The following is a 7,875-nucleotide window of genomic DNA, read 5'->3' as shown; positions in this document are numbered from 1 at the left end:
TGCACTGTATGGCATATTTCTTGGCGGCGGAATTCTCTTTGTCATTGCCTATGGTTATCAGCTATTGAGAAAAAGAGAGGGTATGGGCGGCGGTGATATAAAGCTTCTTGGAATGATAGGCGCTTTCTGTGGGATAAAAGGTGCTATATTCAGTTTTTTAGCCGGTTCAATATTGGGTGCGTTGATCGGTTTGCCCATAATGCTGATAAAAGGTAAAGATACAAAGTATGCAATCCCCTTTGGCCCCTTGCTTGCTTTATGTGCACTACTATTTTTATTTATGGGCGATAGGTTCGTATATGGCCTTATTAGTCTTATATCAAAAAGATGATATTATCTTGCCAATTTGTTGTATTTACTCAGTAATTTTACTAAGGTCGATGTTTAATGGGTAAACAATTTCTGCCCCATTAACGCTTGATATCCGTACTTTTATGTCGTGTTTACCATAATCTTCAGCCTTAACCTGCCAAAGAATAATTCCCGTCTGGTCGTTAATTGACATGCCTTTCGGAGGATCAATTAAAGAATATTTAAGCGCACCACCATCGGGATCAACAGCCTTTACCTGATAGGTCAATACATTTCCATCAAAACTTATTTCTTTATTTTCAACAATTTTTGGTGTAACTCGTGCTATCTCAATGCTTAATAATTTTGGTTGGCCATATTGTTTGTCATCAAAAGGAGTAATCTTAACGTCTATTATATCCCCCTTTTTAAATCCTGTAATACTATCTATATTGCCGCCGAAGGGTTCACCATTTTTAAACCATTCATAATTATATTTGATACCTTTTTTTTCATCTTCTTTTTCTTCGATTATTACCTTCAATTTATCAGTGTTATCAAGTGATTCAAACTGTAATTTTGCTTTTTTAATTATTGGCAGAAGATTCTCGCCTTTCTCAATTTCCGTTTTTGTCTGTATTTTATTGATGGAATAGGATTTATTTTTACCTGAATTAAGCGAATTATTATTTTCCTTACTTTCCTTATAAAGAAAGTATCCAATTAATAATAAAGCTGCCAAAATAGAAAAAAGCAAATATATCTTTTTTTTAAATGGAATATCTTTTTTTGCAATAAAAACACGTTTTATTCTCTTTTTAGTAGGCATAGAGGACTTCGTAACTTGCTCTTTCAGATGGGTTTTGCTGCCTTTCGCCTTGAACTTCCATTCGATACATGTAAGGAAAATGTTGAGTAGCTACCATGCCTCCTGACGATTCTGCAGCCCCAGCCCCTTCCAGTGTTACACCGCTTGTATTTGTATTACCCTGAACCGTGTCAACAATCTTTGTATAAACATCGAAAGGTACGGCAGAAGTACCCGAGAGAGTAAATTTGATGTCAGGCGAGGTCTTTGGATCTGATGTGCTGCTGCACCCGCCTGCCCAATTGGCTGTGGATTTTAATAGCTTATCGCTGAAACAGGCATTTGTTGCACCGGCTGTGACCGTGGCGCTTGTTATGGTACTGAAACTCGCGAGGGCAGTTGTAAGAGAGCTGCTTGGCGAGGTGCTTGCTGTAGAAATTGCCAATGGAATAATCTCTTTGGTAAATACATCTATTGCTCCAATGGATGCTTCTTTGGCAGTTTCATATTTTTTTTCAATTCCTGAAATTTCCGTTCCCTTTTGAATAAAATATAAAAGTACCGCAACCATGGCAGTGGATATAGCGATTATCACTAAAACCATTACAAGAGCCACGCCTTTTTTACCAAATAATAAATTCATTGAAATCCTCTTATTATTGATATAATTCCTTAGGCTTTATTGCAAGCGCATGAATTTTCCACCTGTAATTCTGCCAGCCCGTACCGATAGTAGTACTCAGGTTAAAAGTGCTTCCAAGCCCGAAATAGGGCGAGCTTGTATCGGTTTCTCCCACAGTAATTGATGAGGATAAATGTGTATAAGATGTATCTTTCTGCCCTTCCTGTGCCAATATATATACCCTGACTTCTTTTACACGTTCTCTTATTTGCTGAGCACTGAGAGACGATATATTATTGCTTTGAGAATCAACAACACCATCGTTGTTTGTATCTAATCCGAATACTACCTGCATGTCTGCCACGCAATCAATAAGGGGCATCTCGGTAAGTAGGCCGTCAGCATGATTAACAGTAGCTTTATATAATATGCCAGTATTCTGGGCACATGATGCAGGCATGTTACTTGTCGGTCTGGAAATATAATAATCTGCCCTGTTGAAGGGCATCCTCAAGTCTGTATCGGGGTCAACGCCGTATATGAGAAATCTCTCCGATGTTTTGCTCGGTACGAAAACAGATGTAGATGTAGTTGAGAAAACGGTGGGGTTATATTGTGTAAAGAAAGTTGTGCTGTTCATAACCAGTTCATTCTGGGAACTATCATCCGTCTTCGGTTTAATTACTATGACCCTGCTTCCGCTGGTAAGGTTGAGCTTAGCGGAATCCCACGATTTGGGAACGCTGCCCTTGATGATATAGGTCCATCTTTGAGCAGTATCGCTTATGCCGGCCACTGTAGATTTAATTACAAGGTAATCGGAGCCATTATAACCAGTATCGTTGCCTGTTACAAAAGCTCGTGGCAGGTTAGGAGGTAAATCATTATAAGTACCGGCGGTTATTGTGGTGGCAGCTTCATAATTGGTAGTTGAAGGAGTATTTTGAAATTTCCAGGGTAATCCATATCCCGCATGTTCGATGTCCGAACGAAGTACCCCGATGCCGATAATGCTGTCTATCTGCGAGCCTACAACCTTGGTCTCCTGACCTGATTGCCTCAAAACAGTTGTAAATATATCGCTGCTCATAATAACAACAATTGCAATAATTGTTGTAACTATGAGCAGCTCTATAAGACTGAAACCGCTCTGTCTCTTATGTGAAATTTTCCTTCCATTCATGTTTATGAACGTCCTCAGCCCCTGCTTACTATTGATGTTATGCTGTGAGAATATGCTTTTCCATTTATGATCCACCCGACCACTACCTGAATGGCAACACTATTTGTCGTCAAAGAAGTTACGGTCCAGGTTACGCTGAAATTTTTTGCGAAATTTTTGTAATTTCTTGTTACAGTAGAAGAACCGCTTGAAAGAGACGTAAAGGACGAATTCCTTAATTCGTTCATCCTTTGTTCTGCAATCTTGACGGATTCATTTCTTGAGAAGTTATTGAGATTTTGCTGTATTGAAAATACCACTGTTTCAAGTATGCCCATCATACTGATTGTTAGTATAATGCTGGCAACCAGAACCTCGATCAGTGTAAATCCGTTATTATTTTGCCTGGCAGTTGCTGCCACTGCAAACCCCCTGGGTTGTTAATTTACCCATCAATATTCTTGTAGACGAGACCTTTATGCAATCATAGAGTGGTTGAATATTCGAGTATACACATATTGTATTGGGTGTTGTGCAAATGCCTCTGGAGTTGAATGACATCTGAGCGCTCCCGCTCCAGACAATAGAGTAGAATTCATTAGTTTTTACAGTACTGAGATTCAACGCCTGATTGCTTGTCAGCACAACAGAGTCCGACCCCACTGTGAGTGTATCGTCGCCGTCCGGCGAAGGGCTATTATCGTCATATGCCGTGTAGCCGGTAGAAGCAAGGGTTACAAAATGTGTCCTGTTTTTGTTCATTGCCATAATCCTTACATTTGTCAGATCCGAATATATTTTTCTTACTTGATTATCCACATTATATTTTCTTGAAAATCCCGTAAAGCTTGCGATTGCCAGTCCTGCCAGAATACCAGCAATGGCTATGACCACAAGTAGCTCCATCATTGAAAACCCGTTACTTTTCATTTTTCTCTTATATGCAAAATTCTTTTTAAAGGTCGCGGGCCAATCAGCACAGACAAACCCTGTCCCTTAGGAGGCATACCCAAAATTGCCGCGGTTCTTCTCCCTGCTTTTTCTGTAAAAATTGATGACAAAGACAACTGTTGGATTGATCCGGTAGACACCTGGGTGATAGCTTGACCAGTCAATCCTCCTACTTGATTGCCTACATCATATTTTACAGCCCACACATATGTGTTGCCGCCCAATGTACACATATCGCTTGAGGGTTTGTAAGTAGTAAAAAAAACAACTCCGGAAAACACAGCAAGGGGGTCTGTAATAACCCTTTCTGCTCCGTTAACGGTTTCTGCATCAGTTGTGGGTGCTGTTACCCCATCGCTTTTCGTTGCTGCATCGAGGTTTATATACCAGCCCGTTGATGATGAGGAAAGACTGGAGCTTGGAGAATCACCTGACTGATTTGTAAGCCCTGAAGATATTGTGCTTGTACAGGTTTTGTCAATGCCATTGGTTGGTCCGGCTGGTATAGCAGTTGTATTATTATAACAGGGCTCCTTTAGCCCGTAAAGCGCCCTTTGTCCTCTTGGATCATCAATTGTAGAACTGTACCGATAATAAAATCTGCCTGAACCGAAATAGAGCCACAAGTTCTTGTTTGTTCTGTCCTGAAGCTTTGTAATGGCGCTTGTAACCGGACCGATATTGTTAATCACGGTGCTTACAACCCAATTGGCAGGATTCGGATCTTCTTTTGTTGTTATCCTTAACACCCCTCCTTTTGTCCAGGTAGATGTGGATGTATCTTTTTCCGTATACCCTAAGTAAAGGACATCGTCGCTATATCTGCCTGAAGAAGTGATATCACCTTTATCAGCGTCAACGACTGCATTGTACAGAGAACCTCCAAAGGCGTTGCTTATGCTTGTGTCAATTGTGGTAGCAGAACCTGTATATAAATCAAGGACAAAGAGCTTCAGGTTTTGATCAGAAGTGGCCAGAAACTGGTGGTTTGTGGTATCGATAGGGCCTGTGGGGCCTGATGCAAAAACAGCAAACCATTTTCCGTTTTTGTCAGCATCACCTATACGGACAATAGCCGGTCCGGATGTCGAAAATCCAAGGGCAGGGTCCGAGAACTCCCATAATAGTGAAGGACTGGTTGGATCAGTGATATTGATGGCAAAGTAAGAAGAATAACCCAGGCTTTTTGTTGAATCATATGGATCTGTAATAGGGGTTTTAACGCATGTGCCAGCGGCGCCGGCTGTACAGGAATCACTTGTAATCTTGCTTGCGCCCCCTAATCCCATACCGCCTATCAGTATTGTTTTCCAACTGGCCTTTACTTTTGTAGCAGTTGATATTTCGCCTCCCGTTCCCGATGGAGTGCTCGCGTCAACCACTAAAGGGGGTAAATCCACGAAAAACAAATGGCAGTAGTTTGTATCAGCCGTGTATTTAAGGTACGGCAGTGCATTTTTTGGGATAAAAGACCAGGTTTCCGACCCAAGGGCAGTGGTTGTATCGAGGTTTGTCAATTTGGCTTTATCATTGGTTCCCTGTCCGGTCCAGGTCTGTTGCAGCTTTCCGAGTTTAAATGCATGGAGCATACCGTCATTTGCGCCGGCGTATACCATCCCCCTGCTCAGGTAGCTGCTGTCCTGAATATATTCAAGATACGTGGAATCCGAGTAGCCATCCGGCGCATTATAATGGTAGCTGTTTGCCGGTATTGAAGATTGGAGGCGCGGGGTTGAGTCTACTATATCCCCAAGCTTCCATACCCCTGTTGTTCCTGATATTGTCACAGTTCTACTTCGATACCCTGTTTGATCCGTGCCATGCACGAAGTTTATAATCTTCTCGGCTTCAGTGGCATCGGCAGCCTGCAAGTACGAGCTCAAGGTGGTTTTGTTTGTAGTTGAAAAATTATTTGCCAAAAAGGAGCTTCCATTTATGGTTGTATATATTGTCCTGGGAGAGGTTGAAAGGTTTCTTTGAAAGAGTAATGTGCCTGCCTCCCAGAGGTTTTTTATATCCTCAAGAGCCACAATATCAACATATGTTTCACTTGTGCCGTCGGCAGCGGAAGAATACCTTTTTGCTTTTGTTTTGTTATCAGTGGTGTCAAAATAAAATTTTATGACGTAATCATCGGTGAGATTAAGTATGCTGGCGCCGCTTGTGCCGCCAAGGTTTGTATCCTCCCTTATGGATGTACTCTGAAGAAAGGGGTCAATATAGTACCAGAGATTCTGCATCTCTCCTGTCCAGTCAATTTCAGTATAGGTGAAAAGCCTTTTTGGATAAAAAACCGACTGCAAAATGTTTGCGCCGCTGCCTTCACTCGAAGCCAGGACAGATGCTGCTGTTCCCGATGATGCCCGGCGCATTATGTCGTTTAGGGCAGCCAGTATTGCCACTTCCAAATTTTCGCCATCATCGGCTTCAAAATAATTATAGGGCTCACCACCGTTTTTGTTTTTATCCCATTCTATGCAACTGGCGTTCCATGTGGTAGCCGGGTCGCAGTTACTCAACGGGTAGGTTACGGTTTTACTGCTGGAAGGATAGCTTGTAAAGGGGTAAGGCCATCCGTTGGAATCATTGTCGTCAAAACCTCCGAATATGGCAGTTGTTTTCATAGCCTGTTGCCCCTGGAGTTTCGTAGCCGGATCCTTATCTCCGAAGGCATAGACCACATAGGTTGTGACATTTTGCTTCCCTGTAAGGTCGCTTCTCAGGTCAGTTGTGCGCATCTCCTTTGCAGGCAATACAGGGTCAACACTGTCATTCCAGACGCCGTCGGATATGAGCAGAACAAAAGTTTTTCGACAGGGAACAGCCGTGTTGCTGGAGCCGGTCCCATCGTAATAAGGGTCTTTGACTCCGCTGCCGGCGTTAAGATCGCTTGTATTGGAAGAATAAGCATGGTCGTTGCTCTGCTTAAAAAAATCGTAGGCTTCCCAGAGACCTTCACCCGTGGGAGTTCCGTCATAGGGTTGCTCATTGGTTAATGCGGCAACCAAAGAGCTTTCCGTCGCATCTTTAGCAGAGAGTAATTTCCCCTTATTTGCCGTATTGAAAATCATGAATTCAAAGGTAACTTTGTCGTAAAAATCCTGTATTAGCCCTTTATCGGTGCTGGGGCTCAGCGGTGCTACATCGATATCGCTGGCGCTTAAGGTGCCAAGAGGGCATGTAAAGCCGCCGGCTCTATTGGCGAATGCAAGCTGCCTTGCCTTGGTTGCACCGGCGCCTGAATCGCTTGTAGTAGTAATAGTAAATGTGCAGTTCAGACTGCCGCTGGTATCCGTATAAACCACCTTCGACCCTTCGCTCTGATAAATATCGGAAGCGCCGGTGTTTGTCCTGCCTCCTGTCAATATCTTTCTCGAAACATCTATCCTTGTCGAGGTGATCCAGTTCAAAACATTGCCTGATATACAGGTGTTGCTGCTTCCGATCTTGTTGGTATCAGTACAGGCAGTATTGACCTGAAACTTACCCGCTGTATATTGATAATATTTGGTTGTATCAAAATATCCGTAGTAGGTCGTTGTTGTAGTGTAGTTATCCGCTGCTGACGAACTGGGCGTCCTGCAATTGACAACATTGGTGTCATAAGGACTGCTTATGTTATAATCGCATGTTATGTAAGCCGGGAACTGCATGCTGCCGGAATAGTCCATAAGGATCAGTATGTTTGGTTTTGTAGTGGTTGAGCTTGAAGCAGGGTTAACACAGTAATCATTCATCGCTGCCTCTGCAACGCCTATTAGTCCGATAAAAATAAAGAGAAAAAGCAAAACTGTTTTTTTCATGGCACGATAACCACCCTTGTTATTTTTTTCTCCATATAAAGCTAAGAAAGCCCTATAATAATATACCATAAATTGCATCCCTATAAAAGAAAAAGGGTTTTCTAAAAAAGACCGGAATAAAACCGGCAAGCAGTCCACCAATACATACATTGACAAAACTGCAGACAATGGAACCGAATATAGAAGTAAAAATATTGATCGTATTCATCGTTTGCCCATTTCAACCTTATTATATTTA

7 protein-coding genes are annotated in these 7,875 nt (G+C 42.2%); 1 reads left to right on the top strand and 6 read right to left on the bottom strand.

The genetic code is table 11. The annotated features are described in order from the left end of the window. Nucleotides 1–331, top strand: a 331-nt coding sequence (locus NT010_01125; GenBank protein MCX5804656.1) for an A24 family peptidase, incomplete at its 5' end; no start/stop codon positions are given. Between the two features lie 24 nt (nt 332–355). On the opposite strand, the gene NT010_01120 is transcribed toward NT010_01125, so the two are convergent. The 6 genes from NT010_01120 to NT010_01095 are packed head-to-tail and all read right to left on the bottom strand — an operon-like array spanning nt 356 to nt 7,637. Continuing rightward, nucleotides 356–1,120: a cadherin repeat domain-containing protein gene (locus NT010_01120; protein ID MCX5804655.1), complete on the bottom strand. Its 765-nt coding sequence runs from the start codon at nt 1,118–1,120 to the stop codon at nt 356–358. Next, the gene (locus NT010_01115) at nt 1,110–1,742 is read right to left on the bottom strand and encodes a hypothetical protein (protein MCX5804654.1); all 633 of its coding nucleotides are present in this window, start codon (nt 1,740–1,742) and stop codon (nt 1,110–1,112) included. The genes NT010_01120 and NT010_01115 overlap by 11 nt, the downstream gene beginning before the upstream one ends. A 13-nt stretch (nt 1,743–1,755) precedes the next feature. Then, nucleotides 1,756–2,904 (bottom strand): PilW family protein, encoded by a 1,149-nt coding sequence (locus NT010_01110; protein MCX5804653.1) that lies wholly within the window; start codon nt 2,902–2,904, stop codon nt 1,756–1,758. A gap of 14 nt (nt 2,905–2,918) precedes the next feature. Next, nucleotides 2,919–3,305, bottom strand: coding sequence for a prepilin-type N-terminal cleavage/methylation domain-containing protein (locus NT010_01105; protein MCX5804652.1), 387 nt, complete (start codon nt 3,303–3,305; stop codon nt 2,919–2,921). Beyond that, nucleotides 3,280–3,813 (bottom strand): GspH/FimT family pseudopilin, encoded by a 534-nt coding sequence (locus NT010_01100; protein MCX5804651.1) that lies wholly within the window; start codon nt 3,811–3,813, stop codon nt 3,280–3,282. Before NT010_01100 ends, NT010_01105 begins: the two co-directional genes overlap by 26 nt. Then, on the bottom strand, nt 3,810–7,637 hold the full coding sequence (locus NT010_01095) for a hypothetical protein (protein ID MCX5804650.1): 3,828 nt from the start codon (nt 7,635–7,637) through the stop codon (nt 3,810–3,812). Before NT010_01095 ends, NT010_01100 begins: the two co-directional genes overlap by 4 nt. Between the last annotated feature and the right edge of the window lie 238 nt (nt 7,638–7,875).

The organism is Pseudomonadota bacterium, from assembly GCA_026388275.1.
Classification (GTDB): domain Bacteria; phylum Desulfobacterota; class Syntrophorhabdia; order Syntrophorhabdales; family Syntrophorhabdaceae; genus JAPLKB01.
The sequence above is the reverse complement of the archived record's forward strand: the minus strand, read 5'-3'. Positions and strand labels throughout refer to the sequence as shown.

Coding starts and splice junctions, on each gene's coding strand:
- NT010_01120 (MCX5804655.1), bottom strand. CDS start 1,120: ATGCCTACTAAAAAGAGAATAAAACGTGTTTTTATTGCAAAAAAAGAT.
- NT010_01115 (MCX5804654.1), bottom strand. CDS start 1,742: ATGAATTTATTATTTGGTAAAAAAGGCGTGGCTCTTGTAATGGTTTTA.
- NT010_01110 (MCX5804653.1), bottom strand. CDS start 2,904: ATGAATGGAAGGAAAATTTCACATAAGAGACAGAGCGGTTTCAGTCTT.
- NT010_01100 (MCX5804651.1), bottom strand. CDS start 3,813: ATGAAAAGTAACGGGTTTTCAATGATGGAGCTACTTGTGGTCATAGCC.
- NT010_01095 (MCX5804650.1), bottom strand. CDS start 7,637: ATGAAAAAAACAGTTTTGCTTTTTCTCTTTATTTTTATCGGACTAATA.